The organism is Aquimarina addita (genome assembly GCF_039539305.1).
In the GTDB taxonomy this organism is placed as follows: Bacteria; Bacteroidota; Bacteroidia; order Flavobacteriales; family Flavobacteriaceae; genus Aquimarina; species Aquimarina addita.
Genome location: NZ_BAABCW010000003.1, coordinates 75,211 through 101,890 on the forward strand (window position 1 = coordinate 75,211; position 26,680 = coordinate 101,890).

Sequence of the window (26,680 nt, forward strand, 5' to 3'; positions counted from 1 at the left end):
TTAAATTTGTATCACACTATTTAAAAATTAATGATAACCTAAATCAATTCATTTGAAAACAGAGTATCAAAAATCTCTCAAAGCTTATAATACTTTTGGAATCGACGTAATCGCTTCAGAATTTAACACGATTACCTCAGAAGCAGAACTTATTAATGTTTTAAGCTCTTCTCGAAGTCAGGAAATCTTTGTGCTAAGCGGAGGGAGCAATATGTTGCTAACTAAAAATCTTGACAAGTTAGTAGTCCATATTGCGATCAAAGGAATCTCTACAGAATTAGAATCTGACACAACAGTGCTTGTAACTGCTAATGCCGGTGAAAACTGGCATGAATTTGTGCAATTCTGTATACAACATAATTATGGAGGTTTAGAAAACTTATCTTTAATCCCTGGTTATGTAGGGAGTGCTCCTATTCAAAATATAGGTGCCTATGGTACTGAACTTAAAGACACCTTTGTAAGTTGCGAGGCACTTGATATACAATCAGGTAATAAAGTAATATTTTCTAATGCAGACTGCAACTTTGGATACCGTAATTCAATCTTCAAAAACGAGGTAAAAGGAAAATACATTATTTCCAAAGTTACCTTTAGACTCACTACTCAAAACCACATCCTAAATACCCAGTATGGTGCAATTGAAAAAGCACTAACTGATAAAAATATTATAAATCCAACAATTAAGGATATTGCCGATACTGTTATTGGTATAAGAAAAAGTAAACTTCCGGATCCATCAGAAATAGGGAATAGTGGGAGTTTTTTTAAAAATCCTGTCATTTCTGCTCAGGCATTTTCAGTATTACAAGCATCTTATCCAGATATTCCTTCTTATAAAATAGATAAAGAAACTATCAAAGTACCTGCTGGCTGGTTAATTGAGCAATGTGGTTTTAAAGGAAAACGATGGGGAGATGCTGGTGTGCACGCCAAACAAGCACTGGTTCTGGTAAATTACAATAATGCTACAGGCAATGAACTCTTAGAACTTTCTAAAAAAATTCAAAAAACCATTCTGGAGAAATTTAATATTACTTTAGAAATCGAAGTCAATATTATATAAATGTTTTCCCATACGATTTTGCATGCTTTCATTACACCAATATTTTCTTTGTATCTTTGCATAAATTTTAGATATAGTACGCCATGAAACTGATATTATTTACTATAATTCTTTTATTACTTGCCGTTGCGGGAATTGCCATTAAAATATGGGCAAAAAAAGATGGAAAATTTGCTGGCACCTGCGCTAGCCAAAGTCCATTTTTAAATACGGAAGGAGAATCCTGTTCTCTATGCGGCAAAACTCCTGATCAATATGCTAATTGTAATGAAGATGAACACGCTAACTAAGAAGTATTTACTTATACTTCAACAGTAATCTATTGGAAAAAGAGCCTACATCCTTATTAGAACATATAACTTTAGCCAAGCAAGGTAAACAGTCTTCTTTCAACTATTTATTAGATACTTTTTGGAACGACGTTTATAATTTTCAATTAAAAAGGACTAAAAATGAATATGAAGCAGAAGATATTACTATCCAAAGCTTCTCCAGAGCATTTGACAAAATAGATAGTTTTGACGAAAAATACACGTTTAAAACCTGGATAATTCAGATTTCTAAAAATATCCATATTGATTTACTAAGAAAAAAGAATGCCTCTATACGCTCTAAAACCACTTTGGTAGTTGATGACACAGTATATAAGATAATAGATGACACTCCTACTCCGGAAGACAAATTAATTACAGAACAAAATCTTGCTCAATTACTTAGATACATTAAACAACTAAAACCACATTATCAAGAAATAATTAACCTTAGATATTTTCAGGAATTAAGCTATAAAGAAATTGCTGAAGTGCTTGATGAGCCTATGAATAATGTAAAAATAAAACTATTAAGAGCTAGAAAATTACTATCAGAAATAATCACAAACAAAAAGGCTAACTAAATATCAATCTTACACAAAAATTAATTCTCATATACCAGTCTGGTTCCGTTTTAAATAAAAACAAAACTTAAGTAAAGCCAAAATAATTATTATCAAGACTACTGAAATTCTACAAATATTTAGGTAAAAAAAATGCCGCAAAACTTACATCTTGCGACACTTCTCACTTAAACACATAATAGTTATAATGTTTTAAGAATACATTAAGCCCTGAATAACAACTTTAAAAAGAATGAAATCCTTACTCTAAAATTTTATAATTATCTTAGACTAAAAGAGGAGATTTCTTTTATAACTCCGTGTAAAGGCTCTATCCACTTATCATTAATTTTTTTATCATATTTGATAAACTTTTGCACCAATCCTTTTGGAGCGGATATATGTTTTTCAATTCCTGTGATATTAATGAATGCTTTGTTATTCATTAACCACTTCTCTACTCTTTTTCTACTTTTCTCTAATTGTTTCTGATCTGTTGACATGATTTTTAACTTTTAACTTTTTTCTAAATAATAAAAAAAATGGGGTTACGTTAACTTTGATAATTCCCTAAAGCATATGTGCTTATAAGTATATAAGTCAAAAATAATAAAAGAAATCATAATAACAATACAAAAACCTTAATAAAAATACGGTTATACCGTAATTTTATTTTAAACATAAATATAATCAGCCTTAGAAAACAAAATAACTATTTGTAAATCAAATATTTAAAACAAAACACACATCCTCTTCATACTGAGAAAAATAATTACTATACCATTAGTAAAATCAATTATTTCACCCTTTTAAACTAAGATATCAGGGAATAAACGAACCACACAAAGGGAGCATACCCTAATTAATCATGCAAAAATCGACGATTTTTAAAAAAACTATTCCCGTGAGCTATCATAATGTTTTAAGTTTACATAAAACTTCTTACTAATAGATGCTTTCTTCGTATTTTTGCTAAAAAAGCACTGAATATGAATACGGATATCCAGCAAACAACAACTATCTCTAAAGGGAAACCAAAATGGTTACGTGTTAAATTACCTACTGGAAAAAAATACACAGAACTACGAGGCTTAGTAGACAAATATAACCTTCATACTATATGTACATCTGGTAGCTGTCCTAATATGGGTGAATGCTGGAGCGAAGGTACTGCTACCTTTATGATATTAGGTAATATTTGCACCAGATCTTGTGGTTTTTGTGGAGTAAAAACCGGACGACCGGAAACGGTGGACTGGGAAGAACCAGAAAAAGTTGCCAGATCCATTAAACTTATGAATATCAAACATGCCGTTGTCACCTCTGTAGACAGAGATGACTTAGCTGATGGAGGTTCTATTATATGGGCAGAAACGATTCAGGCTATTAGAAGAATGAATCCTAATACTACATTAGAAACTCTTATTCCTGACTTTCAGGGAAAGATCAAAAATATAGATCGAATTATAGCTGTAAAACCGGAGGTTGTTTCTCATAATATGGAAACTGTGAAAAGATTAACCAGAGAAGTACGTATACAAGCAAAATACGAACAAAGTTTACAAGTTCTTAAATATCTTAAAGACAACGGAATTGAAAGAACTAAAAGTGGTATAATGTTAGGGCTTGGAGAAAAAGAAGAAGAAGTTATTAAAACTATGGAGGACTTAAGAGCTATCAAATTAGATATTATTACTATCGGTCAATATCTTCAACCTAGTAAAAAACATTTACCTGTTAAAGAATTTATTACTCCGGATCAATTTCAGAAATATGAGAAAATAGGGCTTGAGATGGGGTTTAGACATGTAGAAAGTGGAGCTTTGGTACGCTCATCATACAAGGCTCAAAAACACCTTACCTAATTACTATCTATAAATTAAGTACTTTTTAATGGACACACCTCTAAGAATTGCCATAAATGGTTTTGGAAGAATAGGTCGTACACTCTTTCGACTATTGATTAACCACCCAACCATTGAAGTAGTTGCCATCAATGATCTTGCAGACGCTAAAACGCTTAGCCATCTTCTTAAATATGATAGTATCCATGGAGTATTGACACATGATGTATCTTATACCCAAGACTCTATAGTTGTCAACACCAAAAAAATTCCTCTATTAAACGATAAGAAACCTGAAGATTGTAAATGGAAAAAATACAATATTGATATTGTAATAGAAGCTACTGGTAAGTTTAAGACCAGAGAGACCGCTCAAAAACATATCAATGCTGGGGCAAAAAAAGTAATTCTTTCTGCTCCTCCTCTAGAGGACAGCATACAAACAATTGTGATGGGCGTAAATAATGATATGCTAGATGGATCAGAGACGATTATCTCCAATGCTTCCTGTACTACAAACAATGCGGCGCCTATGATTAAGGTTGTTAATGACCTATGTGGTATAGAACAAGCATATATAACTACTATACATAGTTACACCACAGATCAAAGCCTACACGATCAACCTCATCGTGATCTAAGACGCGCCAGAGCAGCCGGACAATCAATTGTACCCACAACTACGGGAGCAGCAAAAGCATTAACTAAAATTTTTCCAACGCTTAGTGATGTTATTGGAGGATGTGGTATCAGAGTACCTGTACCTAATGGATCACTAACAGATATTACTTTTAATGTTCAACGAGAAACCTCTATAACAGAAATTAATAATGCTTTTAAACAAGCTTCAGCATCATATTTAAAAGGAATTTTATCATATACAGAAGATCCCATAGTATCTGTAGATATTATAGGCAACCCTCATTCTTGTATTTTTGATTCACTGATGACATCCGTTATTGGTAAAATGGTAAAAATTATAGGTTGGTATGATAACGAAGCTGCCTATAGTACCAGAATAATTGATTTAATGAGTAACATTTGTAAGAAATAACTATATTAGTTGAGATTTAACCCAAAAACTTTGATCCAGATCAGACATTTCATAATTTCAATCCTTCTAGGATGTAGCCTAATGATTTCTGCACAAACAAAAGAGATTGCTAGGGATACATTGTTAAATGACTCTATCCAATCATACCTGAATAAGGCTTCAGAATCTTTAAACAAAGCCAGATTAGCACAAGCATTAGAAAATATTACCCTGGCCAAAGAGCTAACGCAACAAGCACAGAGCAGAATCTATATTGCTAAAACAAATCAGGTATTAGCAGAATTATATACAGAACTTGGTGATTTAAAAAGTGCAAAGGAACAAATTGCAAATGCTATCAGTATACAACAGGCAGAAAATGATGATATTGCATTAGCTAATTCATTAAATATACTTGGGTACATTTCTATTAAGAATAAGAATTTTGAATCTGCAGAGAATTATCTGAATAAAGCTAATACAATCGTTAAAAAAAATAGCCTTAAAGATTTAGAAGGTCCTGTAAAACTCAATCTGGGAATCTTAGCACTTTCTATGGACGATCCCAAAAAAGCAATTGAATATTTTGATAATGGATTACCTACTATTGACTCCCTTAATCAATTCTATTATAAAGCCAAATTATTCAACAATAAGGCGATAGCTCAAATGAAATTGAACCTTTTAGACGAATCGATCGTTACAAATGAGGTTGCTATGGAAATTAGTAAAAAAAATAGATATTTTGAGATACAATCAGAAAGCTTCAAATTATTTAGTAAAATTTATGAAAAAAAGAAGGAATTTGAAACCTCACTCCAAAATCTGAAATCACATCAACGATTTAAGGATTCTTTATCTAAAATTAATAAGACAATCATTGCTCAGGACGCGAAGGGTAAACTAAATGTAGGTGAAAATAAAGTTATTATAGAGGAACTAACTGAAGAGAACAAACAACAACAACAATCATTAAAATTAGGGCGATTAACCACTATTTTAAGTATTGCACTAATTACCATATTATCACTTCTTACGTTATCATTATACAAAAACAATAACTTACGGGCCAGAGCAAATGAATTACTACAGAATAAAAACAATGAACTTATGCTAGCAAAAGAAAATGCTGAAAGAGCAAGTGCTGCAAAGGTTCAATTTTTATCAACAATTACACACGAACTAAGAACACCATTATATGCGGTAACCGGACTTACACATCTTTTACTGGAAGAAAGCCCAACCCCTAATCAAAAAGAACATCTTAATTCTCTAAAATTTTCAGGTGAATATTTACTCTCCTTAATTAATAATATTCTTGATCTTAATAAACTGGAAGCAAATAAGGTAGAAATAGAAAATACCTCATTTAATTTACAAAAAAGAATTAATGATGTTTTAATTGCATTAGGAAAGTCTGTAAAAGACAGAAATAATAAGTTGCACTATGAATTTGATAAGTCTATTCCATCTAAGCTAAAAGGTGATCCGCTAAAAATTTCGCAAATTCTCATTAATCTCATTGGAAATTCCATAAAATTCACACAAAATGGAGATATATGGATACGTGTAAAACTTATTAATATAATAGAAAATAAAGTATTCCTTAATTTTGAAATTCAAGATAATGGAGTAGGTATTTCTGACAAAAAACAACAAAGTATTTTTGAAAACTTTACTCAAGGTTCTATTCAAATAAACAGAAAATTTGGGGGTACAGGTCTTGGTTTATCCATCGTTAAAAATTTACTTTCATTAATGGATAGTGAAATTAAATTGGAAAGCCAATTGGGTCAGGGATCTAAATTTAGCTTTGATCTTAAATTTGAAATTTTTAAAGATCAATCTTCTAACTATCAGGAGGAAGCTAAAAAGATTAATTATGATGTCATGGTAGACAAACGAATACTCGTTGTCGAAGACAATAAGATAAATCAATTGATTACCAGAAAAATATTAGAAAAAAGTAAAATGATCTGTGATGTTGCTGACAATGGAGATATGGCAGTTAACAAGGCTAAGAATAATACATTTGATTTAATTCTTATGGATATTCATATGCCTGGAATCAGCGGTATAGAAGCAACAAAGCTAATTCGGGAATTTGACAAAGAAATTCCAATTGTAGCACTTACAGCAGTAACCTTAGATGACAACTTAGATGAGTTTTACACTAATGGCTTTAATGACATTATACCAAAACCTTATAAGACAGAGGAATTCTTTACTAAATTACATAAAGCGCTTTCATAAAACACTCTACATTTTTATTAGCTTTTATCTGGCTCTGTAAAATATCGCTAATTAAACTTGCCTCTTTATTAAACACTGTTTCTTATTAACACTCCACAAACTCCATAATTTTAGTATCAAATGCCATCTGCTGATCAATAAACTTCATCTCTATAGGTTGATACCACAAAACCTGATCAGAAAAATCAGAAGCTAGTCGCATATAATCTTTCTCGGTGGTTATAATTAAAGAATGCTTTTGTAAAGACTCTAGATCCTTTTTAGTAAAATTATAGTGATCAGGGTATTCTATGTGATTAAAATTAAGTCCTAAAGAAGTATAATATGATACTAATGAAGATGGATTCGCAATACCAGTGACTAATACAAATGGAGTTTGCTGTAAACTATCTATAGATAGTTTACCTGATGTATTCATCAGTTGCTGACCGTACTCAATAGTGGAGAAAAACAACTGCTGATTTGGTTGTATATTTAGTTTATTAACTATTTCATTTTGATTCTGAATCGTTATATCTTTTGGACATTTAGTTACCACTATAATATCAGCTCTGATGGCTCCGGATTTTGGTTCTCTTAAATTACCTGTTGGTAACATAATATCATCACTATATAGATCATAGTAAGCGGTTAGTAAAATATACAAACCCGCTTTTACTTTACGATGTTGATATGCATCGTCTAATAGGATTACATCAGGCATAGGATTCTGCTTTCTTAACCTATCTATCCCATTACGCCTATCAGAGTCTACTCCGACCAGTACATCTGTATACTTGACTTTAAACTGTAATGGTTCATCCCCTATTTCTTTTACCGTAGAACGAATATCTGCCAGTTGAAACCCCTTAGTCTCCCTTTTATACCCTCTGCTCAAAGTAGCTAATCTTGTTTTCTCACGAAGCAATCTGATCAGATATTCTATCATTGGTGATTTTCCGGTTCCTCCCACACTTAAATTCCCAACCGCTATTACCGGAAACTCATATGATATTGACTTTTTAAAACCAAAATCATATAATTGATTTCGGATCCACGTTACAAAGTAATATAAAGGAACAAAGGGTAAGAGTATTTTTCTTAATAAATTCAATGCAGATTAATTAGTATTCTTAATTACAAATGTATAAAACGAAACTTTGATTATTGGCAAAAGTTTTTTTACATTCCATTTAGCTTAAAACAAAAGTATATATGCAAATAAAAGAAGTCATAAAACACCTAGAATTACTCGCTCCATCTATTTACGCAGAAGGTTTTGATAATATCGGGTTATTAGTAGGAAATAAAAATACAGAAGTAACTGGTATTCTGGTAACATTAGATACATTAGAAAGCGTTGTAGATGAAGCAATAGAAAAGAATTGCAACCTTATTGTAAGCTTTCACCCTATCGTATTTAAAGGGATCAAAAAATTTAATGGTAGTAACTATGTAGAACGGGTAGTGATAAAAGCTATTAAACATGATATTGCCATTTTTGCTATTCATACCGCTTTAGATAATGCGCTGCATGGAGTAAATGATATGATGTGTGAGCAATTGTCACTTATAAATCGTAAAATTCTAATTCCTCAATCGGGTACTATAAAAAAACTAACCACTTATGCTCCTATCGCGGAAGCAGATAACTTATTATCAAAATTATTTGAAGCCGGAGCAGGAAGTATCGGGAATTATGACAACTGTAGTTTTTCTTCAAAAGGAACCGGAACGTTTAGAGCCTCAGAAAAAGCAACCCCTTCTATTGGAGAAATTGGTAAAGTACATCAAGAAGAAGAAATACAAATACAGGTAACCTACCCAAAGCATACAGAGCGTATGGTACTTAAAGCACTATTTGAAAACCATTCTTACGAAGAAGTAGCTTATGAAATCATCACATTAGAAAATAAAAATCAAAACATTGGTATGGGTATGGTAGGCGATCTTACGGAGCCGATGGATGAAATCGATTTTTTAAAACATATAAAAAAAGTTTTTAAAACCGGATGTGTAAAACATTCTGCACTACTTGGCAAACCTATCCAAAGAATTGCTGTATTAGGAGGTAGTGGGAGTTTTGCTATTAAAAATGCCCAGTTAGAAAAAGCAGATGTTTTTATTACTTCTGATCTAAAATATCATCAATTTTATGAAGCAGAAGGAAGTCTAATCTTAGCAGATATTGGACATTATGAGAGCGAACAGTACACAAAAAATTTAATTGTTAGTTATCTTAGAAAAAAAATCAGTAATTTTGCAATCATTTTATCGGATAAAAACACCAATCCCATTCAATACATATAAAACATGGCAAAGAAAGAAGTTACTGTTGAGAAAAAATTAAGAGCATTATATGATTTGCAATTAATTGACTCTAGAGTTGATGAGATCAGAAATGTACGCGGAGAACTACCATTAGAAGTAGAAGATCTTGAAGACGAAGTAGCCGGATTAAATAAAAGATTAGAAAAATTAGATACAGATCTGGAAACTATTGATGAAAGTATCAAAGCTAAGAAAAATCTAATCGAAGAGGCTAAAGTACTTATTAAAAAATACGGAGAGCAACAGAAAAACGTACGAAATAATCGTGAATACAATTCTCTAAGCAAGGAAATGGAATTTCAGGAATTAGAAATTGAATTGGCGGATAAGCACATCAAAGAATTTAAGGCTCAGATTATTCAGAAAAACGAAATCATCACTCAAACAAAAGATCGTCTTGGAGAAAGAAATAAGCACCTTTCTCACAAAAAAGGAGAACTGGATGATATTCTTGCTGAAACTGAAAAAGAAGAAAAAGCTTTATTAGCTAAATCAGAAGATTATCAAAACGAGATAGAAGATAGATTAGTCGCTGCCTACAAAAGAATCCGAAATAATGTAAAGAATGGACTGGCAGTCGTTCCTATTGAGCGTGGTGCATCAGGAGGTTCTTTCTTTACAATTCCACCACAAGTTCAGATGGAAATTGCTTCTCGTAAAAAAATTATTACAGATGAACACAGTGGTCGTATTTTAGTAGATCAAGAGCTTGCACAAGAGCAAAAGGAAAAAATGGAAACCATGTTCGCTAAATTATAACATCTGTTTACCACAAAATACAAGCCTTAGCGATTGCTAAGGCTTTTTTATTCTCAAAACTTCAAGAACTTCTACGTATAGCTGTTCTATTTTTGGTATCGACTTACATAATTTTAACAATTTTTTACTAGTTAAAATCATAAAATTCAAGCATAGATTTAGTTAGCTATAATTATGATTTTATTTTATAATGAAAAAATAGTATAAAAAGCATCGAGAATATGGGCTTAAATTAATAGTAGAATTAGTGCCACATATTATTTCTATTATTAACATACAACATAAAACCTCACTTCACGAATTAACAGATTTGTTTATAATACAATAAAAGTAATTCATTCATAATAAAATCTATCAAAAGATAATATCATAAATAATGATAATTTACATGCAATCAGTCCGTATAGATAGAAGCAGAAATACTGGCATATTCATAAATAGATAAATCGATAGTTTCTTTTTTTATCATTGATGTTCCGGCTGGTATTCTTCCATAAATTCTTTCTGTATGACCAATTTCCTTATTAGACTTTGTTGTTATCGTAAAAAAAATATTATGCCTTTTTTTAGGCTTTTCAAATAATAATTCTGAATTATTAATAACTTCATAGTCAACTTTAATTTTATTATTTTGACCTGACTTTATTTCTTCTATTTTCAAGACACGAACCTCTAAGTCAAATTTTTCGATAATAGGATTAGGTTTACCTATTTGACTATAATTATTACCTCCCTGGTATACATATGACCCACAACTAATCATTCCAAGCAGAAGCATGATAATACTTATTTTTTTCATTTGACAGTAAGTTTATTTGATGAATAAGTTTAAAATATCCAGAACTCTTTTTTCATCGTGTGAATTTTTAAACTTAGTATTGATATTCTCAACATCTTCAAAATACATACTTGCGTACACTTTTAAGAATTTATCTAACTTATATTCATCACTGTGATGTAAATATCTAGTAAGAGATTGCTTATAAGAAGAAAGAGAGGTATAGGTTCTCTTAAACTCTTTAAAAACGTGCTTATAAAGCTTTGTATTATCAGCATATGTAAGCTTACCCCCTGTCGTAAGTTCGTCTACTAACATCTCCATATAGCATAGCCTTGCGACACCATCCGGATAGAGTCTGAAGATTTTTTTTGTTAATAAAGGGATATTTTTTTCTAATATTGCTACTAATTGAGTTTCTGTATCTATATTTTTAGACACTGATACGATAAGCATATCTAGTAGTTCAAATGTATTTTTGGTAGACAGATCAGCAGCTGCATCCTCTATAGCCAATTCTCTTTGCAACGGTTCAGCTCTTTCTACTAAGGCTTCAATAGTTTCAGTTACCAGAATTTTTTCATCCATATCATAAAAACTAATATCTGTTACTTTTAGTTTTTCTGTTTCTTCAAAAACTCGATTTATCAACTCTACGTAAAAAGCATCTTTTTCAACAAATCCTACTCCTTCTTTATTTTCATCAGTAAATTTTTGTATCGATCCTGCCAATAGCTTGAAATAGTAATCTAATGTAATGATTTGTGATATTACTTTGATTTTCTTGTTTATAATCTCCAGCTCTTCAGTTGTCTTTTGCTGTTTTTCAATTTTTTCGCCGTTTTCATTCCTATCTACATATGCAATAAAATCCGGGTTATGATTCCCTCTAAAATCTATCTTTTTATAGTTTTTATAAAAATTTTGATCCTTTGCTATATAATTTTTCTTATTAATCGATTTATCTTCAGGAAATTCTTTTAGATATAAATAATCATTCCTGTAAGATACCACACTAAGTTTTTCATATATATCCAATGCTTTCTGAAACTCTCCAAGCGCATAATAAGCTCCGGAAATATTTGCCATCAATCCCCAATAAACTTTTTTCCCCTTTTTATCCTGAGGATTATATTTTGCAGATTCCTGTGTCCAAAATTCTATTTTAGGCAATAAAATCTCCCGTAATTTTTGTTCATAATCCTCTGATTCTTTCCAATCATTAATAACCTCTAATTCTTCAATTGAAGCAGCTATGCCTTCCAGTTCAAATCCTTTCTTTTTGTTAAATGAATACAAATAGAATTTTTCGCGCTCATATCGAACATCCAGTGCCTGATGAATTTCCTCTATAACATCATCATACAGCATGGTTTTAAATTCGCCATTACCACTTTGAACATAATTAGTAGGGCTAGATAAAAAAGCCTGCTTAGCAAGCGATAAGGCTTGATTTGCGGACGGTATCAACGCTTTATTATATCTTTCAATTTTTAATAAATTTGATTTTTTAGTAATCTTTTTTTCAAAAACAATTTCATTTTCAGCATTCTCTATCTTAATTTCTACTCCATAAGAATATTGAATATTTCCTGAAAATGCTTTAATCGGTGAAGTTGGAGTTCCACTATTAAACTCTTCTGCGTAGATCTTAAACAAACCTGGTTTTGGAATAATATTTAATCTTATTTCTGCTTGCTCGATGGGAACAATTTCAAAACTCCTAATATCTAACTGCTCCATAAAAGTATTGGATGCAATCTCAATTTTAGTAAACATTTCAGCATACTGACCGTCTATACCATTAGAAACCCCTTCAGACATAACAGTTATAGGTACTAATGTCTCATCAATAAGAATTCCTAATTTGGATTGTGATGTTAATACCGTCGGAAAATTCCAAGAATAAGAATAAAAAATCTTTTGTTTTGGTTTTTGACCCAGTACAAGCATGGGTAGTAACACAAATATAAAACTATGGATTAGAACATTTTTTTTCATAGTTCAAAGATACTAGATGTCGTATCAATTTTAAAAAATTATTACACCCTACTACAAATCTATTTGCTTAGATAGTGTTCATAAACAATCACTATCAAATGGTACGCAGGTAGCTAAAATAAGATCGCTTCGCTGCACGAATCAAGAAATAAGAATCCCATTATCCTGATTCTTGTTTCTTATAATACTATTATAGTTGAAATATGATACGGTGAACTTGGAAATTTCTTTAAAATAAGCATTTCACATGGATATACATTAAGACTTTTTTTAGAAGTACTACTAAGAATCTGGTTACAAAAACTCACTATTATCATTACATTTGATAAGCGATTAATGATCATCACTTAATATAATTTTACAGACCTGTAATACATATATGTAAAATCTATCATAGATCTAAAAAAATGAGTAATTCATGAATCATATTTTAATTATAGGAAATGTGTGGCCAGAACCAAACTCCTCTGCCGCAGGAAGTAGAATGCTTCAATTAATTCAATTTTTCAGATCCCAAAAATGGAGAATTACCTTTGCTTGTGCAGCGGTTGACAGCAATCATATGTATGATATTGAATCTTTAGGAGTTTCCAGAATTACTATTCAACTAAACCACCCTAGTTTTGACGAATTTATCAAACAACTACAACCGGATATCGTGATGTTTGACCGATTTATGACCGAGGAACAGTTTGGATGGAGAGTTACCAATCACTGTCCCCAAGCATTAAAAATTCTAAATACCGAAGATCTCCATAGCTTACGCAAAACAAGACAAGAAATAGTAAAATCAGGAAAAGAGTTTCAGATACAGGATTTATTACAGAGTGACATAGCAAAGAGAGAAATTGCCAGTATATACCGTTCTGATATCTCTCTTATGATTTCGGATTTTGAAATTCGTCTGTTAAATAAACATATCAAAATAGATAATGAACAATTATTCTATCTTCCATTTTTATTTGACCCTATCACATCAAAAACAACAGAGAATTGGCCTGATTATAATCTTCGCAATCATTTCATTACTATAGGAAATTTTCGTCATGAGCCTAACTGGGACAGTGTTTTATATCTTAAAACAACTATCTGGCCTCTCATCAGAAAACAGCTTCCTGATGTCGAACTTCACATCTACGGAGCCTATCCCCCTCCTAAAGCCACGCAACTACACAATCCTAAGCAAGGTTTTCATATCAAAGGATGGGCAAAGGATGCTACAAAAGTTATGAAAGAAGCCCGTATCTGTTTAGCTCCACTACGTTTTGGTGCAGGAATCAAAGGAAAACTTGCAGAAGCAATGTGTAACGGAACTCCCAGCATCACCACAACAATTGGTATTGAAGGCATGTGTAGTAAAGAATCAGACTGGAATGGATTTGTCACAGACGACCCCAAGAAATTTGCAGAAAATGCCTTGAAATTATATAAAAACCAATCTATCTGGCAACAAGCGCAACAAAAAGGAATAGAAATTATAAACACTCGTTTTCAAAAAGAAAAATTCAATCAAGACTTAATCGATTGTATATGTATAATAAAAGAAAACCTCCAAGAACATCGATCCAAAAATTTTATAGGAGCTATGCTACAACATCACACCCTCAAAAGCACAGAATATATGTCTCGATGGATTGAAGAAAAAAACAAATAGCCCTATAAATTTTGACTAATTAACAAAACGAGCAGTAAAGGGAATTGTTCTCTTTTTAATTTTAAATTAAATCATTAAATTAGATCAGCCTATCCTACCAAATAACATTAATACCAAAGAGACCTAACATACATACATCTAATAACTATATTGAATTATGAAAAAGAAAATATGCATTTGGGGAGGAGGATGGTCTGGGCTTACAGCCGCGTTAGAAGCTAGTGAATCCAGTGATTGTGAAGTACATTTATATGAATCCTCTACTAATTTTGGAGGTAAAGTATCAGGAACGGTTTCTGAAAAAGATAAAATTTCTACCCATGCTATTCGACTAATATCTGAATACTACCCTGCTTTTGCTGATGTATGTAGTAGAATCCCAACGGTTGATAACAAAACGCTTCTGGACAGGTGGTCACCCATTTATTATTTTAATTTTTCATCCACATCCAAAAACAAAGTTCATAAGGTTCATCGAAAAATAAATAAAAGTTTTATTGGGAATATACAATTATTGAGAGCTGCTTTATTTACATTCCGCCTACGCCTAAAAGATATTATAAAAGTAGCAAAAGCCATAAAGGCATTCAGAATTCTTAACGAGGATGAAATTAAAGACCTGGAAGAAAAGCGTGTTTCTATCAAAGAATATTTTGAAAAATATAATCTATCAGACAAAGCAAAGGATTTCTTATTCACATATCTAGGAATTACAGTTGCAGCCAGAGCTGATTCTATGGCAAGTATGGGCATGGATTTAATGTCTAAAATGTTTATTGGAACCCATCGATCGAACCATCTTCAAGAAAATCAGTATATACAATTCAGAAGTTGGGTAATTGATGGCCCCTTAGGAGATAGATTAATCCCTCCATTTATAGCAGAATTACAAAAACGGAATGTCCATTTACATACCAACTCAAGGTTATCCGGGTTCAAAAAAACTCAGGGAGATAAAACAATAGCTAAACTAAATGAACATATAGAGGTTGAGGCTGATGCACATATCCTTGCTTTAAATAATAAAGTTATTGAAAATCTGGGTTTTGGACGCACACATCAACCTCTTAATAACGAATGGTCTATTGGTGTTATTTTCCCTATAACATCTATTCCTAAATCTTTGGAAAAAATCTCTAAAAAATCCGTTACTGCGGTAATGGATTCTGAATGGGCAATAGTTTTTGTCATTTGGTGTAAAGAAAGCGATGGAGGGTTATGGAGTAATGACATCACTTTTCCTAAAGAATATAATTATTTTTTAGAAGTAGTAGCTAGTAGGTTAGATAAAAAGGGAACTACTGATAAAACGTTCTTCGAATGCAACCCTCAAGATGCTCTAAATGAAATTTTGACACAAATCGGAATTCATAAAAATGAAATTCCAGATATAATCTCTAATGCAAAGTTTTGTGACAATCTTGAATATGTAAATGAATCTACAGAAGATAAATTCTCACTGTATGGACCCAAAAACAAGGAGGATTACCGATGGAGATTATATGCTCCCATATATACGGCATCTCCTGAGACACCTCCGCTAGATCAAACGACAAAGTGCAAGCATATCTATCTCTGTGGAGAAGCTGTTAAAACAGAGTACTCCTATATAAAGACTCCGACATTAGAACTAACAAGTGAAACCGCCAAAGCGGTGGTACAAAATATTTTTGATGAATTCTCGATACCTCAAAAAGTTAATCAGGAATATCCTAGCAGGTTTGCTAAAAGACAATCTAACTAAGCATCAACATCATATAGGGAATTAGCGAAGTGATCTTCTCTTCATTTTTTCTAAATAATGTGTCTTCTTAGCTATGTACATTACCTTAGTGACTTCTGCATATACTTTAGAACTTTTGTTTTGAATATTAATTTTCTTTATAAAATCAATCTCATTCTGTTCACTCACTAATTCTTTAATCTCAGTTATTTCTTGTGTTTCTAGCTTAAATATAGCATACACCTTCTCTCTTGCCGGAATTTTATACTTTATCGTAGCTTCTTTATCCCAAACTACATAATCATCACCAAGAATCTGAATCAATTGAATCATTAAAATTGGATCAGTTGCAGAAAACAGACTACCCCCAAAAATAGAACCTGCATAATTTCTATTTTTATAATTTAAAGGAATTTTAATTTTGACAATATGCAGATCTTTTGAAACACTAAGAATCCTCCCAACGGATCTTCGATACATTGGCGAGATATTAAAAGCCCATTTAAAAAACCAAGGGTTTTTAAATTGAGTCTTAATAAAATTTACAAACCATTTCATAATGTGATACTATACTAACGATACTAAACCTGAAGTTACAATTTATTTTAGGAACACGGATTTTTTAAATCAACATAACAAAGAAAGCTTCTCCACTGTTGTGAAGAAGCTTTCTTTTATAATAAATGATCTTTATTAAAGAGCAGCTACATGTTTAGCTAACTTAGACTTCAGGTTAGCAGCTTTATTATCATGGATAATATTACGCTTTGCTAATCTATCGATCATAGAAACTACAGAAGGAAACAATGTTTCAGCCTCTTTCTTATCAGACTCACGTAATTTTTTTATAGCATTACGTGTAGTTTTATGCTGATATTTATTTCTAAGACGCTTTGTCTCTGTACTTCTAATTCTCTTTAATGCTGACTTATGATTTGCCATCTTTACTTTAATTAAATTTTTTACTATCCGTTTGTAGCCCGTAGGGGAATCGAACCCCTCTTACCAGGATGAAAACCTGGCGTCCTAGCCGATAGACGAACGGGCCATTTCCTTTTTAAGGAATTGCAAATCTATAGCTTTCACTTTAAATCTGCAATAATTTTTTCCTACTTAGTAGCCCGTAGGGGAATCGAACCCCTCTTACCAGGATGAAAACCTGGCGTCCTAGCCGATAGACGAACGGGCCATTAGTTGCTTACCTAATTGCGGATGCAAAAATACAACTATTTTTCAATGGCGCAAGTGTTATTTTATTTTTTTTAAAACTTAATATGCCTTTGCGAATAACACTCTCATTTTAGAAGGTTTACCACTATATACACAGCTTCCTTCTTCTTCTGCACCATCAAAAGGAATACAACGTATTGTTGCTTTCGTTATTTCCTTTATTTTTTGCTCTGTTTCTCCAGTACCATCCCAATGTGCTGATATAAAGCCTCCTTTATTTTCTAAAACTTCTTTAAATTCTTCAAAGGAAGCAACCTCAGTTGTATGTTCATCTCTATATCGAGTTGCTTTTTGATGCAAGCTTTCCTGAATTTCAATTAACAAAGAATCAATGACAGCAACTACATTATCTTTCTCTACAAACTCTTTTGTCAGGGTATCCCTGCGAGCAAGTTCTACAGTACCTTTTTCCAGATCTTTAGGTCCTATAGCAATTCGCAATGGAACTCCTTGCAATTCATATTGTGCAAATTTAGCACCAGGCCTATGTGTATCACGATTATCAAACTTTACAGATATCCCTTTAGCTCTTAAATCCTTTACTAACTCATCTGCCACTTCTGCTATTTGATCCAGTTGCTCCTGTCCTTTATAAATTGGCACAATCACTACCTGAATTGGAGCCAGTTTAGGCGGTAAAACCAATCCTTTGTCATCACTATGAGTCATTACCAGAGCCCCCATCAATCGTGTAGATACCCCCCAGGAAGTAGCCCATACATAGTCTTGCTTTCCTTCTTTTGAGGTAAACTTCACATCAAAAGCCTTTGCAAAATTCTGTCCTAAAAAATGAGAAGTTCCTGCCTGCAATGCTTTTCCATCCTGCATTAATGCTTCTATACAATAGGTGTCCTCTGCACCTGCAAACCGTTCGCTTTCTGTTTTTCTCCCTTTGATAACAGGGATAGCCATAAAATCTTCTACAAAATCAGCATATACATTATTCATTTGCTCTGTTTCTGCAATTGCCTCTTGTCTATTTGCATGCGCAGTATGCCCTTCTTGCCATAAAAACTCTGCTGTTCTAAGAAACAGTCGTGTTCTCATCTCCCATCGCACAACATTTGCCCATTGATTAATTAGAATAGGTAAATCTCTATATGATTGAATCCATCCTTTATAAGTACTCCATATAATAGCCTCAGAAGTAGGACGAACAATTAACTCCTCTTCTAATTTTGCTTTTGGATCTACAATTAATTTAGAAGAATCATTGGGATCTGTCTTTAATCTATAATGAGTAACCACCGCACACTCTTTAGCAAAACCTTCTGCGTTTTTTTCTTCAGCTTCAAATAAGCTTTTAGGAACAAAAAGAGGAAAATAAGCATTCTGATGACCTGTTTCCTTAAATTTCCTATCTAATTCTGCCTGCATTTTTTCCCAAATAGCATACCCATAAGGCTTGATCACCATACATCCTCTTACTGCCGAATTCTCAGCTAAATCAGCCTTGACCACCAGTTCATTATACCATTTGGAATAATCTTCACTACGTTTTGTTAGATTTTTACTCATATACTGCTATTTGGCACAAAATTTGTGACTATGTTAAATAAAAAATAGTTAGCGCAAAACTAACTAAATTTGTATTGTTCAACAATAAAATAAGGAGATATGCGACTTAAAAATTATATTCAGAAAAAAAATACTATTGGAGTTTCTCTCATAGCTAGTCTACTTATGTTGACATCTTGTGGCTCCTATGAGTATGTACGTTATGAAGATGGAATCTATGGTGAATCTGGTCGACAAACGAATCAGGAAGCTCCAACTCCTGTTCAAGATGATAATCAGGGATATTATTCCAGTTATTTTGCTGAGAAATCGGCACAATATGACAACATTGCCGAGCAGGGAGAAGTATTTACAGATATTGACTCTTATGCTAGTGATGATTATGTTCAGAATGATTCTACAGATGTAGCTTTTGATTATAATACCGGTCAACCTGCCTGGGGAAGCGATTACGATGAAGTTGCAGTAAATGTTTATAATAATGGATGGAACCAACCTTTTTGGGGCGGTGGATTTTATGACCCATTCTGGGGCGGTGGATTCTATGACCCATTCTGGGGTGGCGGATTCTATGGCAGAGGCTGGGGCGGTGGATTCTATGGTAATGGTTGGGGCTTTGGTTTTGGAGGAGGACCATTTTGGAACAATGCTTATTTTAATGGATTTGGTAGATATGGATTTTACGGAGGCTTTTACTGCCCTCCTTTCAATAACTTTAGAGGTGTAAACAGAGGCTTTGCATATAATAGAGGAAACAGAAATGCATACTTCAATTCCAGAGGTCGTACTGCATCTGTAAATCGATCAGGAAATAGTGGTAACTATAGTAGGTCAAGAAGTAGCGCGTACAATAGCAGATCCAGAACTAGTGCTTATAGCAACAGAAATCGTATCTCTGCCGGCAATAATAGCAGAACCAGATCTTCTAATTATTCCACAAGAAACAGATCTTCTAATAGTGGTAACTATTCCAGATCAGGTTCATCCAGCAGTCGTAGTTCTAGATCTTATGGAAATAGCTCAAGATCTAGTAGTAGTAGATCTAGTTCAGGGAACTATTCTGGTTCAAGAAGCAGAAGCTCTGGGAGTAGCAGTTATAGTAGAAGTAGTGGTGGATCCCGATCCAGTAGTGGAAGTAGCAGATCTTCTTCTCGTAGTAGCAGTAGTAGAGGAAGAGGCTAAAAAAATCATTTTGTTTAATAGAATACACAGTATAATATGAAAAAGTTGTTTTTATTCATAGGTGTCTTATCTATGTCTTTTTTGAGCGCTCAGGATCTTACAGATGCTCTTAGATATAGCCAACAGGATATTTTAGGTACAGCCCGTTACAGAGGAATGAGTGGCGCGTTTGGAGCCCTGGGAGGAGACATTTCTGCCCTACACATTAATCCTGCAGGATCAGCGGTTTTTGCAAATTCTTCTGGATCACTCACACTTTCTAACGCTTCTATTGATAATGAAGCGAGTTATTTTAATGATCTTACAACTACTTCGTCCAGCAATTTTAATTTAAATCAATTAGGAACTGTATTTGTCTATGACAGCTATAATGAAGCTTCATTATTAAATAAAATTTCTTTTGGAGTTACTTATGATCAAACTACAGATAATGTAGATTCTTTTACTGCTTTTGGCAGAAGTACGAATTCTATTGATTCCTATTTTCTTTCAGAAGCGCAAGGGGTTCCGTTAGATCTTATTACGCGGAGATCGGGAGAGAGTAATAGTTCTCTATATAATTTTTTAGGAAACTCTGAGGGATATGGAACTCAACAAGCATTTTTGGGTCACGAATCTCTTCTTATAGAAGCTAATGATCTTAATGACCTTGATAATACTAGTTATTTTTCTAATGTAGCTTCTGGCTCTTTTGATCAGGAATATTATTATGAAAGCACAGGTCTTAACGGTAAATTTTCTGTAAATCTGGGAGCTCAGATTCATAATGATTTCTTCATAGGCGTTAACATTAACTCACATTTTATTAATTACGATAGAACCACAGATTTCTTAGAATTTAACAATAATGCTGGCAGTTATATTAATGAAGTAGTATTTAGTAATACGCTATCCACTATTGGTGCTGGATTTTCTGCTCAAATTGGTATGATTGCAAAGGTATCTGAAATGTTTCGTTTAGGAATCTCCTTAGAGTCACCTACATGGTATTCTATACAAGAGGAAACTACACAGGCTATAGAAACTTTTAGCAATGCGGATGGAGAATTTTTAGTAGCTCCAAATGTCATCAATATCTTTCCAGAATATGAATTAAAAACACCAGCAAAAGCTACAGGTAGTGCTGCTATTCTATTTGGTCAACGCGGGTTGATTAGTATTGATTATTCATACAAGGATTATAGCACTACAGAGTTCAGCTCATTTGAAGGTATTGATTTTTCTAATCAAAATGAAGCAATAACAAACAATCTACAAGGTGCATCGACTATCAAAATTGGAGGAGAATTAAGAAATGGTAACTGGAGTTTTAGAACCGGTGGTAGCTATGTAGAAAGCCCCTATAAAAATGATCAAATATTGAGTGATACGGTAGGATTGTCTTTTGGTATTGGATATAATTTTGGAAAAGCAAGATTTGATGTTGCTTATGATACTTCTTATCAAGAACGTAGCGATCAGTTTTTTCCTAATTCTGGTTTTTCTAATGCGGTAGCAATCGATAGTTACAGGGATAACTTAACTTTTACTTTAGGATTAAATCTTTGATCTAACTAATTTAAATAGACAATACTATCTAATTTTACATATTATTCACCCATTAAAGTCCCTAATTATTAATTTTTCATTTTCAAACTCGATAAGAATACGTTTGGACAATACCCCTTTTGCAGTCAGTTCTTCGGGAATGGAACCAAATGGATTTTCGAGATTAAGATATATCTCATCAACCTGATCATGGTCAAAATCAGAAACCAAAAATTGAGGATGCGATTCTTTTAATTCCTTAATATTTTTATTTCCCTGATAGTAAGGCATATCCAATTGAAATGTTGGATAAATATACCAAGTATCACTGGAACTTAAACGAACCTGAAATTGATAATATGTATGAGCTGCACCATTACCTACAAAAGAAATGACATCTTTTATACCATCATTGTCTATATCCCATAAATCGTGGTAATGATAACTTAAAACAGTTGCTTTTATAGCTGAATCATAAGTTACTATTGCGTATTCTGCATTCGGGATATGTGAGAATTCATCTGTCATAAGTGGGGATTGAGCATTTACAGCAGTAAGTATCAAAATTGATACTATGACAACAAAAGTATTTCTCATAAAAAAGAATTCATTTTTTAATCTTATATGATAATAAAATCATTTATTTAACCGTCCAAAAAAACCAACACTATAAAACCCAGTATGCATCCCGGTTAAAATTCTACAAAACTTTATCTAATCAATGAAAAACTTCCCTTAAATACTCTTCTGGTACGTTCTACATCCCGATCTTCTTGCTCGTTAAATTCTACCCTAAACCAATACTGAGAAGAAGGCATAGGACTTCCATTATAGGTGCCATCCCATCCGGAACCACCCGGAATAATTTGTTTTAATAATTTTCCGTATCGATCAAATATGTATACAATTGCAGCAGTGGGTTGATCTTCTGGGTTTATAATATCCCAGGTATCGTGAAAACTATCTCCATTAGGCGTAAAAAACTTAGGATATCCAAGAATCATAATAATTTCGTCATCCTCTAATTCACTATCAGGGCAATTAGCATATCTTGCTATAATCTGATAATCCCCAGGAGGAACATCCTCAAAAACAGGTGATGATTGATAAGGCAGATATTCAAAAAATCCATTCCCATTATTAAGATCCCTATAAAGACTATACTCAAAATCAGTGAACCCTTCTGACTCCGTAATCGGATCTGTGGTAACCTCTGCAGTTATTGTGTAACTCCCAGAAAACGAAGATTCTGCTATACTATATCCAATCTCATAGGTGATACCAGTCACATCAAGCACTGAAACCTGATCTGGAGAATTAGGCACTTCTGCTCCTGTATTATCAAAACCTTGTAGACGATAGACTCCATTTCCATTTACTTCTAAAAAAGGAAGTGTTTCTCCAGGCAATGGTGTAAATGTATCACTACCTAAATCTGCTCTGGACCATTGAAAATCAACTGCCGCTAATACTTCTGGTGGTCCTGCAGAACCAGGAAATCTTCCTTCTACAGTTATTGGATAAGAACCAGGACCACAGACCGCAATTCTATCTTGTGCGATCCCCGGTTCTAAAACACTGCAGTTTGTAGTACCCGCGCCATCCTCACCTACATTCGTTTGCTCTAATTGGATTACTCCTGCTTCATCAGAAAAATTGGTGATAAGAATAATATAATATTCTTCTGATTGTGCTTCTGGCAGGGTAAATGTCTCGATTTTATTTGTATCATCGTCTAACATGGCTCTGGCATAACTACAATCTACTATGTTTGTATTATCCAAATCGTCAATATAAAAATCCGGTTCATCTGCATTATTAACACATTCTGCCGGACGAATATTATCGCCATCTGCATTAAGATCACATCCTCTTGATAACTGATCACCACAATCAATTATATAAGAAGTAGGAAAAGGTCCCCAAGCAATAAAATCCACGTCCAGTAAGCGCTCTCTGCTATCTCTACGATTATCTCCATCCTCATCCACCCATTGTTTTATATCAAAAACCAACTGACCAGGCTCATCAATTAAAATAAAATACCAAGCAGGATTAGGTGTGGTATTTAAACAACCTACTTCGCCTAGGCCATCAATATCTCCAGTAGTATTAGGAAATGTTAGATCCTCAGAAGCATCTGAACAAAAGGGTTGGGTAGTCTGACAGGCGGTATCAAAATCCTGAGCATAAAAACATGTGTTTTGAAAAAAAATCAAAACAAAAAATAACGAAATTCGAGGCAGTAATTTTGTCATATATTGTATAACGTAAGTTAATCTATTTTCTTATCTGTACTTTAATTTGGACTAATATAGTAAATGAAATCGTATTATGTATAATAGTTATGTAGCTTGTGCCCTGTAAAAAGACAAAACCTTATCTTTGCACCCCATTACCTATCAATTTTTATATGATTTAGCTATAAAATTTGTTATTGGTAATTTTTGGAAAGAAAAAATAGAAAGCTTCTTGTACATAAAGTTACTTTCAAATTTAATAAAAAGAATAAAGGTGGAATATTCATACTATAATGAATACCCATAAAGTGTTATAATTACAAAAATTAAAACTTGTGAAGACAGACAAGGCTATTGAAGCAATTGGTGATAATCATGTATCTACCAGTGCAACAACCCCACTACGAAAAGATGCTTTTATATTAACTGACAAAGAAAAAATTGCATCAATCAGAGAAGATATAAAGCACATTATGGAAACACTGGGACTTGATCTGACAGATGATAGTCTTAAAGGAACTCCACAACGTGTAGCTAAAATGTTTGTAAACGAAATCTTTTCCGGATTACATCCAGAGAGAAAGCCAGATGCTTCTACATTTAGCAATAACTACAAATATGGAGAAATGTTAGTTGAGAAGAATATCACATTATATTCTACTTGTGAACATCATTTACTTCCTATCGTAGGTCGTGCGCATGTTGCTTATATTTCAAATGGCACTGTAGTAGGACTATCAAAAATGAATCGTATCGTGGACTACTATGCTAAAAGACCACAAGTACAAGAGCGATTAACGATGCAGATTGTACAAGATCTTCAGATTGTATTAGGTACTAAAGATGTCGCTTGTGTAATTGATGCAAAGCACTTATGTGTCAATTCCAGAGGAATCCGTGATATAGAAAGCAGTACAGTAACCAGTGAATTTGGTGGAAAATTCAAAGAAAACGCAGTAAGAAGGGAATTTCTTGATTATATTAAATTAGATACTACTTTTTAATTTTATCTTTACATTTGACAACTGGTGCTCTAAATTTCTTAGCATACTAATACCTCTCGATTTATGTTTGCAAGATCTCTTTATTTAATGTTTGAGAGATGGAATTCAAACTCTTTTAAGCAGGTATTGTGTTATACTGAATTGACACAGACACCATTTTACTAATTCTTAGCATTCATTATATTATGGCTGTAGCGCCCTTGCACAAAACTCAGGAACTAAAAATTTACAATTCTATTGCAGGAAAAAAAGAACCTTTCATCCCCATTATTGAGGGTAATATCGGGATGTATGTTTGTGGTCCTACTGTATATAGCAACGTTCACTTAGGAAATTGTCGCACTTTTATTTCTTTTGACTTAATATACAGATATCTAATTCATTTAGGATATAAAGTTCGGTATGTGCGTAATATTACAGACGCTGGTCATCTGGAAAATGATGCAGAAGAAGGTGAAGATAAAGTTGCAAAAAAAGCAAGGCTGGAAGAACTCGAACCTATGGAAATTGTACAGCGATATACACTTGATTTTCATAACATCTTATCAAAATTCAATAACATCCCTCCTAGTATTGAACCTACAGCAACGGGACATATTGTGGAACAAATCGAAATCATTAAAACGATCATTGACAATGGATTTGCGTATCAAGCCAACGGTTCTGTTTATTTTGATGTTAAAAAATTTAATGAAAATAATCAGTATGGTAAGCTAAGCGGTCGCAATCTCGAGGATATGATTGCCAATACAAGAGAATTAGCTGCGCAAAGTGATAAGAAGAACCCACAAGATTTTGCTTTATGGAAAAAAGCAGAACCACAACATATCATGCGTTGGCCTTCTCCATGGAGCGATGGATTTCCCGGATGGCATCTGGAATGCACGGCAATGAGTACTAAATATCTCGGTGAACAATTTGATATTCACGGTGGTGGTATGGATCTAAAGTTTCCACACCATGAATGTGAAATAGCACAAGGAGAGGCAGCTTGTGGAAAAACACCTGTAAATTATTGGATGCATGCCAATATGCTTACCTTAAATGGTAAAAAAATGGCTAAATCTACTGGAAATAGTATATCTCCGGCAGAAATATTCACAGGTAAAAACACAATTCTAAGCAAAGCTTTTGCTCCTTCTGTAACTCGTTTCTTTATGCTACAGGCACATTACAGAAGTGTTCTAGATTTTTCTAACGACGCATTAGAGGCTTCAGAAAAAGGTTTTTATAAGCTTATGGAAGCTATCCAAACGCTAGAAAACCTAAAGACTGATAAGACTACCAGCGGCTTCAATATACAAAACTGGAAACAGGAGTGTTACGATGCAATGAATGATGATTTTAACAGCCCAATTCTAATCGCAAAATTATTTGAAGCTGTAAAATTTATTAACACAGTAAAAGAAGGCAATGCTATAGTATCCACTACTGATCATCAACTACTCACTACAACGATCCACGAGTTTGTTTTTGACGTGCTAGGATTAGTCAATATCAATGAAGCTTCCTCTGACATTAGCGATAAGCTTTCTGGAGCACTAGAGCTACTTATTAAGCTCAGAAAAGAAGCCAGAGCTAACAAAGATTTTGCTACCAGTGATAAAATCAGAGATGAACTACAATCTATTGGTATTCAATTAAAGGATAGTCGTGAAGGCACTAGTTTTACACTCAATTAATT

23 protein-coding genes and 2 tRNA genes are annotated in these 26,680 nt (G+C 33.1%); 14 read left to right on the plus strand and 11 right to left on the minus strand.

The features are described 5' to 3' along the window. The first annotated feature begins 52 nt into the window (after positions 1-52). The 3 genes from murB to ABD816_RS05145 all read left to right on the plus strand — a co-directional run bounded on the left by murB (position 53) and on the right by ABD816_RS05145 (position 1,961). The gene (murB, locus tag ABD816_RS05135) at positions 53-1,066 is read left to right on the plus strand and encodes a UDP-N-acetylmuramate dehydrogenase (protein ID WP_344925325.1); all 1,014 of its coding nucleotides are present in this window, start codon (positions 53-55) and stop codon (positions 1,064-1,066) included. Between the two features lie 83 nt (positions 1,067-1,149). Then, complete coding sequence (locus ABD816_RS05140; protein ID WP_344925327.1) at positions 1,150-1,356, plus strand: membrane or secreted protein; 207 nt, start codon at positions 1,150-1,152, stop codon at positions 1,354-1,356. A 32-nt stretch (positions 1,357-1,388) separates the two neighbouring features. Next, positions 1,389-1,961, plus strand: coding sequence for an RNA polymerase sigma factor (locus ABD816_RS05145; RefSeq protein ID WP_344925328.1), 573 nt, complete (start codon positions 1,389-1,391; stop codon positions 1,959-1,961). Between the two features lie 260 nt (positions 1,962-2,221). On the opposite strand, the gene ABD816_RS05150 is transcribed toward ABD816_RS05145, so the two are convergent. After that, positions 2,222-2,443 (minus strand): hypothetical protein, encoded by a 222-nt coding sequence (locus ABD816_RS05150; RefSeq protein ID WP_344925331.1) that lies wholly within the window; start codon positions 2,441-2,443, stop codon positions 2,222-2,224. Between the two features lie 486 nt (positions 2,444-2,929). On the opposite strand from ABD816_RS05150, the gene lipA reads away from it, so the two are divergent. From lipA to ABD816_RS05165, 3 genes are all read left to right on the plus strand, one after another. Continuing rightward, a complete protein-coding gene (gene lipA, locus ABD816_RS05155; RefSeq protein ID WP_344925332.1) occupies positions 2,930-3,805 on the plus strand; it encodes a lipoyl synthase in 876 nt (291 codons plus the stop codon). Between the two features lie 28 nt (positions 3,806-3,833). Next, the gene (gap, locus tag ABD816_RS05160; RefSeq protein WP_344925333.1) at positions 3,834-4,838 is read left to right on the plus strand and encodes a type I glyceraldehyde-3-phosphate dehydrogenase; all 1,005 of its coding nucleotides are present in this window, start codon (positions 3,834-3,836) and stop codon (positions 4,836-4,838) included. Positions 4,839-4,919: 81 nt separating this feature from the next. Further along, the gene (locus ABD816_RS05165) at positions 4,920-7,070 is read left to right on the plus strand and encodes a tetratricopeptide repeat-containing hybrid sensor histidine kinase/response regulator (RefSeq protein ID WP_344925335.1); all 2,151 of its coding nucleotides are present in this window, start codon (positions 4,920-4,922) and stop codon (positions 7,068-7,070) included. A gap of 85 nt (positions 7,071-7,155) precedes the next feature. On the opposite strand, the gene lpxK is transcribed toward ABD816_RS05165, so the two are convergent. Then, positions 7,156-8,163, minus strand: a complete 1,008-nt coding sequence (gene lpxK, locus ABD816_RS05170; protein WP_344925336.1) for a tetraacyldisaccharide 4'-kinase — start codon at positions 8,161-8,163, stop codon at positions 7,156-7,158. Positions 8,164-8,264: 101 nt separating this feature from the next. On the opposite strand from lpxK, the gene ABD816_RS05175 reads away from it, so the two are divergent. Together ABD816_RS05175 and ABD816_RS05180 are read left to right on the plus strand one after the other, a co-directional pair. Continuing rightward, the gene (locus ABD816_RS05175) at positions 8,265-9,359 is read left to right on the plus strand and encodes a Nif3-like dinuclear metal center hexameric protein (protein WP_344925338.1); all 1,095 of its coding nucleotides are present in this window, start codon (positions 8,265-8,267) and stop codon (positions 9,357-9,359) included. Between the two features lie 3 nt (positions 9,360-9,362). After that, a complete protein-coding gene (locus tag ABD816_RS05180) occupies positions 9,363-10,139 on the plus strand; it encodes a zinc ribbon domain-containing protein (protein ID WP_344925340.1) in 777 nt (258 codons plus the stop codon). A 394-nt stretch (positions 10,140-10,533) separates the two neighbouring features. Here the strand turns inward: ABD816_RS05180 and ABD816_RS05185 are convergent, their stop codons facing one another. Further along, positions 10,534-10,917, minus strand: a complete 384-nt coding sequence (locus tag ABD816_RS05185; RefSeq protein WP_344925342.1) for a hypothetical protein — start codon at positions 10,915-10,917, stop codon at positions 10,534-10,536. 33 nt (positions 10,918-10,950) lie between these two features. Next, positions 10,951-12,918, minus strand: a complete 1,968-nt coding sequence (locus tag ABD816_RS05190) for a hypothetical protein (protein ID WP_344925344.1) — start codon at positions 12,916-12,918, stop codon at positions 10,951-10,953. A 418-nt stretch (positions 12,919-13,336) separates the two neighbouring features. Here ABD816_RS05190 and ABD816_RS05195 point away from each other — a divergent pair, with 418 nt between their 5' ends. Then, the gene (locus ABD816_RS05195; RefSeq protein WP_344925345.1) at positions 13,337-14,572 is read left to right on the plus strand and encodes a glycosyltransferase family 4 protein; all 1,236 of its coding nucleotides are present in this window, start codon (positions 13,337-13,339) and stop codon (positions 14,570-14,572) included. A 157-nt stretch (positions 14,573-14,729) separates the two neighbouring features. Further along, on the plus strand, positions 14,730-16,316 hold the full coding sequence (locus ABD816_RS05200; RefSeq protein WP_344925346.1) for an oleate hydratase: 1,587 nt from the start codon (positions 14,730-14,732) through the stop codon (positions 16,314-16,316). Positions 16,317-16,337: 21 nt separating this feature from the next. Here the strand turns inward: ABD816_RS05200 and ABD816_RS05205 are convergent, their stop codons facing one another. The 5 genes from ABD816_RS05205 to proS form a co-directional block, all read right to left on the minus strand. Next, the gene (locus ABD816_RS05205) at positions 16,338-16,853 is read right to left on the minus strand and encodes a DUF4442 domain-containing protein (RefSeq protein ID WP_344925348.1); all 516 of its coding nucleotides are present in this window, start codon (positions 16,851-16,853) and stop codon (positions 16,338-16,340) included. 135 nt (positions 16,854-16,988) lie between these two features. Further along, the gene (gene rpsT, locus ABD816_RS05210) at positions 16,989-17,237 is read right to left on the minus strand and encodes a 30S ribosomal protein S20 (RefSeq protein ID WP_344925350.1); all 249 of its coding nucleotides are present in this window, start codon (positions 17,235-17,237) and stop codon (positions 16,989-16,991) included. 34 nt (positions 17,238-17,271) lie between these two features. Then, positions 17,272-17,343, minus strand: a tRNA-Glu gene (locus ABD816_RS05215). Positions 17,344-17,412: 69 nt separating this feature from the next. Continuing rightward, positions 17,413-17,484 (minus strand) — tRNA-Glu (locus tag ABD816_RS05220). A gap of 80 nt (positions 17,485-17,564) precedes the next feature. Continuing rightward, positions 17,565-19,043 (minus strand): proline--tRNA ligase, encoded by a 1,479-nt coding sequence (gene proS / locus ABD816_RS05225; protein WP_344925351.1) that lies wholly within the window; start codon positions 19,041-19,043, stop codon positions 17,565-17,567. Positions 19,044-19,142: 99 nt separating this feature from the next. Here proS and ABD816_RS05230 point away from each other — a divergent pair, with 99 nt between their 5' ends. Both ABD816_RS05230 and ABD816_RS05235 read left to right on the plus strand, forming a co-directional pair. Continuing rightward, positions 19,143-20,225, plus strand: a complete 1,083-nt coding sequence (locus ABD816_RS05230) for a hypothetical protein (protein ID WP_344925353.1) — start codon at positions 19,143-19,145, stop codon at positions 20,223-20,225. A gap of 36 nt (positions 20,226-20,261) precedes the next feature. Continuing rightward, positions 20,262-21,773 (plus strand): transporter, encoded by a 1,512-nt coding sequence (locus tag ABD816_RS05235; RefSeq protein ID WP_344925354.1) that lies wholly within the window; start codon positions 20,262-20,264, stop codon positions 21,771-21,773. A gap of 45 nt (positions 21,774-21,818) precedes the next feature. Here the strand turns inward: ABD816_RS05235 and ABD816_RS05240 are convergent, their stop codons facing one another. Continuing rightward, on the minus strand, positions 21,819-22,349 hold the full coding sequence (locus ABD816_RS05240; RefSeq protein WP_344925355.1) for a hypothetical protein: 531 nt from the start codon (positions 22,347-22,349) through the stop codon (positions 21,819-21,821). Positions 22,350-22,462: 113 nt separating this feature from the next. Continuing rightward, a complete protein-coding gene (locus ABD816_RS05245) occupies positions 22,463-24,010 on the minus strand; it encodes a T9SS type B sorting domain-containing protein (RefSeq protein WP_344925357.1) in 1,548 nt (515 codons plus the stop codon). A 317-nt stretch (positions 24,011-24,327) separates the two neighbouring features. Between ABD816_RS05245 and folE the strand changes: the two genes are divergently transcribed. Together folE and cysS are read left to right on the plus strand one after the other, a co-directional pair. Continuing rightward, positions 24,328-24,996 (plus strand): GTP cyclohydrolase I FolE, encoded by a 669-nt coding sequence (gene folE, locus ABD816_RS05250; protein ID WP_344925358.1) that lies wholly within the window; start codon positions 24,328-24,330, stop codon positions 24,994-24,996. A 185-nt stretch (positions 24,997-25,181) separates the two neighbouring features. Beyond that, entirely contained in the window at positions 25,182-26,678 is a 1,497-nt protein-coding gene (gene cysS, locus ABD816_RS05255) for a cysteine--tRNA ligase (RefSeq protein ID WP_344925359.1), read from the plus strand. Positions 26,679-26,680: the final 2 nt, after the last annotated feature.

Bases quoted from the DNA above. Each gene is read 5' to 3' on its own strand.
- ABD816_RS05140 (WP_344925327.1), top strand. From the start codon at position 1,150: ATGAAACTGATATTATTTACTATAATTCTTTTATTACTTGCCGTTGCG.
- ABD816_RS05150 (WP_344925331.1), bottom strand. From the start codon at position 2,443: ATGTCAACAGATCAGAAACAATTAGAGAAAAGTAGAAAAAGAGTAGAG.
- lipA (WP_344925332.1), top strand. From the start codon at position 2,930: ATGAATACGGATATCCAGCAAACAACAACTATCTCTAAAGGGAAACCA.
- gap (WP_344925333.1), top strand. From the start codon at position 3,834: ATGGACACACCTCTAAGAATTGCCATAAATGGTTTTGGAAGAATAGGT.
- ABD816_RS05165 (WP_344925335.1), top strand. From the start codon at position 4,920: ATGATTTCTGCACAAACAAAAGAGATTGCTAGGGATACATTGTTAAAT.
- ABD816_RS05175 (WP_344925338.1), top strand. From the start codon at position 8,265: ATGCAAATAAAAGAAGTCATAAAACACCTAGAATTACTCGCTCCATCT.
- ABD816_RS05180 (WP_344925340.1), top strand. From the start codon at position 9,363: ATGGCAAAGAAAGAAGTTACTGTTGAGAAAAAATTAAGAGCATTATAT.
- ABD816_RS05185 (WP_344925342.1), bottom strand. From the start codon at position 10,917: ATGCTTCTGCTTGGAATGATTAGTTGTGGGTCATATGTATACCAGGGA.
- ABD816_RS05190 (WP_344925344.1), bottom strand. From the start codon at position 12,918: ATGAAAAAAAATGTTCTAATCCATAGTTTTATATTTGTGTTACTACCC.
- ABD816_RS05195 (WP_344925345.1), top strand. From the start codon at position 13,337: ATGAATCATATTTTAATTATAGGAAATGTGTGGCCAGAACCAAACTCC.
- ABD816_RS05200 (WP_344925346.1), top strand. From the start codon at position 14,730: ATGAAAAAGAAAATATGCATTTGGGGAGGAGGATGGTCTGGGCTTACA.
- ABD816_RS05205 (WP_344925348.1), bottom strand. From the start codon at position 16,853: ATGAAATGGTTTGTAAATTTTATTAAGACTCAATTTAAAAACCCTTGG.
- rpsT (WP_344925350.1), bottom strand. From the start codon at position 17,237: ATGGCAAATCATAAGTCAGCATTAAAGAGAATTAGAAGTACAGAGACA.
- proS (WP_344925351.1), bottom strand. From the start codon at position 19,043: ATGAGTAAAAATCTAACAAAACGTAGTGAAGATTATTCCAAATGGTAT.
- ABD816_RS05230 (WP_344925353.1), top strand. From the start codon at position 19,143: ATGCGACTTAAAAATTATATTCAGAAAAAAAATACTATTGGAGTTTCT.
- ABD816_RS05235 (WP_344925354.1), top strand. From the start codon at position 20,262: ATGAAAAAGTTGTTTTTATTCATAGGTGTCTTATCTATGTCTTTTTTG.
- ABD816_RS05240 (WP_344925355.1), bottom strand. From the start codon at position 22,349: ATGAGAAATACTTTTGTTGTCATAGTATCAATTTTGATACTTACTGCT.
- ABD816_RS05245 (WP_344925357.1), bottom strand. From the start codon at position 24,010: ATGACAAAATTACTGCCTCGAATTTCGTTATTTTTTGTTTTGATTTTT.
- cysS (WP_344925359.1), top strand. From the start codon at position 25,182: ATGGCTGTAGCGCCCTTGCACAAAACTCAGGAACTAAAAATTTACAAT.